Origin of the sequence: Enterobacter sp. CM29, from assembly GCF_013179605.1 — a bacterium.
In the GTDB taxonomy this organism is placed as follows: domain Bacteria; phylum Pseudomonadota; class Gammaproteobacteria; order Enterobacterales; family Enterobacteriaceae; genus Enterobacter; species Enterobacter intestinihominis.
The window spans coordinates 1-2,406 of the sequence record NZ_JABMCU010000315.1 but is presented as its reverse complement, the minus strand read 5'-3'; the positions used below and the strand labels follow the sequence as shown (position 1 = coordinate 2,406).

General features: G+C 45.4%; 3 protein-coding genes and 1 pseudogene. All 4 read right to left on the bottom strand.

The annotated features are described in order from the left end of the window. The coding region (locus HP459_RS22455; protein WP_301541008.1) for a putative type VI secretion system effector at window positions 1–672 on the bottom strand (672 nt) is incomplete at its 3' end. A gap of 462 nt (window positions 673–1,134) precedes the next feature. Beyond that, a complete protein-coding gene (locus tag HP459_RS22450; RefSeq protein WP_171936878.1) occupies window positions 1,135–1,767 on the bottom strand; it encodes a putative type VI secretion system effector in 633 nt (210 codons plus the stop codon). A gap of 9 nt (window positions 1,768–1,776) precedes the next feature. Continuing rightward, the gene (locus HP459_RS22445) at window positions 1,777–2,007 is read right to left on the bottom strand and encodes a hypothetical protein (protein ID WP_023300229.1); all 231 of its coding nucleotides are present in this window, start codon (window positions 2,005–2,007) and stop codon (window positions 1,777–1,779) included. Further along, window positions 2,004–2,406: pseudogene (locus HP459_RS22440) on the bottom strand (hypothetical protein); the annotation flags it as partial. The pseudogene HP459_RS22440 and the gene HP459_RS22445, both read right to left, overlap by 4 nt.

Sequence of the window (2,406 nt, the reverse complement as noted above, 5' to 3'; positions counted from 1 at the left end):
GGTGATAAATAACTCAAAGCCCTTCCAGGTATCTTCAATCACTTCACTCAGAACTCCCGCAAAAAGCACTGAGAAGAAAAAAATCCCCGTGAGAATAAACATATTTTTAATCCGCCACAGCATATGCGCAATATGCCCCATATCACATTTCGGACATACAGACACTATCCGCTCTTCCGGTAACGCAATGGCATAGACTTCATAATGATCATGCTGCCACTCAACAATCATGTCCACATTATCGCCAGCCTGAAGTCGGGTGATGCCCACCCAGCCGCGAAATGGTCTGCCATTAATATCTCCCTGCACATATTCCGCCGAATCATTTGATGATTCGCTCTCAGCCATAATGGCAGCCCCGACGCCAGAACTCCCTGCGACTATCGCGGCGGCGGCGGCAGCTCCGCGCTGGCCATCTGATATCTCCGGCAACGTGCTGGTCCGGTAGGCATCTGCATCAAAATACTCCCGAAAATATTCGCTACGGAAAGACTGCAGTTTCCCTGATATTTTCTCCAGAGGACCATAAGGCGGCAATACCGGCGGCGGCGGAAGCTCACGTGTCCACGGCCTGCCGTTCATCACCTCAATCTCTCGCTTTGTACGCAGGTCTGCTAATTTTTCTGGCTCAACAAAACGGGAACATATCTGATGCTGCTCTTCTGAATTCATGTAATATCCTTTATCGCCCCTTCCAGGGCTTTATTCTGGTCTGTCAGACTGCGGTTGAAAGGTGCTGTACCGAATACGCATTTTTTACACCATATCTGAAGCTCATCGTCCGATATCCAGGTCACAACCACCTGCAACAAACTTATTGCCACCATGGTTTCCTGGGTCATTAAAATAGCCAGTGTTCTGACATCAAAATATGTGGCCGCCAGTTTTACAGATATGCATTCTGTACCGGATATCATCTTGGCGGCTAATATCTTTTCCTGAGTCTGAGGCTCTGTCTGTATCGTGGCACCTAAATCTCTGACGACTTCCCTGGCACATACAGCCCGGTAGTGTGCCGGTAACAAAAATCAGGATTTTCGTTTTCTTAGTTAATAGTAATACCAGTGTTCAAACAAGTAGCCAAACTTACGCGTTGGTTGTGGATCATGAAATTGACTTGATGGTTCATGCCATTTATCTTTTTTTCTGATGCCGTTCTCTTTTCTTAGTGATTTTCTTTAGATTCACATTGGTAACATTCTTCATTTCCAACAAATGGAATATTTCTTCAGCCAATTTACACCAAGTGGGTGCACAGGCTTTATAAGCAAAGAATGCAATTAACCCTGAAACAATTGCACTACCACACAAAAAGACAAAGATAGGAAATCCATAATATCTCCAAAAACCCTCACTTATCCATTCATTTTCAGAAAATGATTTAATCAGACACACACATATAAATGCCATGATAAAGATTATGTCCAGGATAAACATATTTTTAATTCGCCAAAGCATATGCGCAATATGTCCCATATCACATTTCGGACACAAAGAAACTATCCGCTCTTCCGGTAACGCAATGGCATAGACCTCATAATGGTCTTGCTGCCACTCGGCAATCATGTCCACATTATCTCCCGCTTTTAGTCGGGTTACACCCACCCAGCCGCGGAATGGCTGACCATTAATCATCCCCTGTACATATTCCGCCGAATCATTTGAAGATTCGCTTTCAGCCATCATTACAGCCCCGACACCAGGGCTCCCTGCAACTATCGCTGCAGCAGCAACCGCACCACGCTGCCCGTCAGTTATCTCCGGCATAGAGTGGGTTCAGTAGGCATTTACACCAAAATACTCCCTGAATCTTTCATATCGAAAAGACTCCAGTTGTCCTGATATTTTCTCCAGAGGACCATAAGGCGGCAATACCGGCGGCGGCGGAAGCTCACGCGTCCACGGCCTGCCGTTCATCATCTCAATCTCTCGCTTTGTACGCAGGTCTGCTAATTTCTCTGGCTCAACAAAACGGGAGCATATCTGCTGATTTTCAACTGAATTCATGTAATATCCTTTATCGCCCCTTCCAGGGCTTTATTCTGGTCTGCCACACTGCGGTTGAACGGTGCTGTTCCAAATACGCATTTCCTGCACCATATCTGAAGCTCATCGTCCGATATCCAGGTCACAACCACCTGTAACAAAGTTATCGCTATCATCACTTCCCAAGTTATCAGTACTGCAAGTATTCGGATCCCGAAACGCTCCCAAGCCAAAAAATCCGTAATTTTCCCAGCTACTTTTTTAGCTATCGGTTCACTAAACTGTTCCAGCAGAAGACCGACTGATTTTGTGGCCGCCAGGACATCAACAAATGTTTTTAACCCCATCAAAGCCATCAGCAAAAAACGATTATTCTGAAACTCTGCTTTCATTGAAAGCCAATCTGTATACATAGAAACC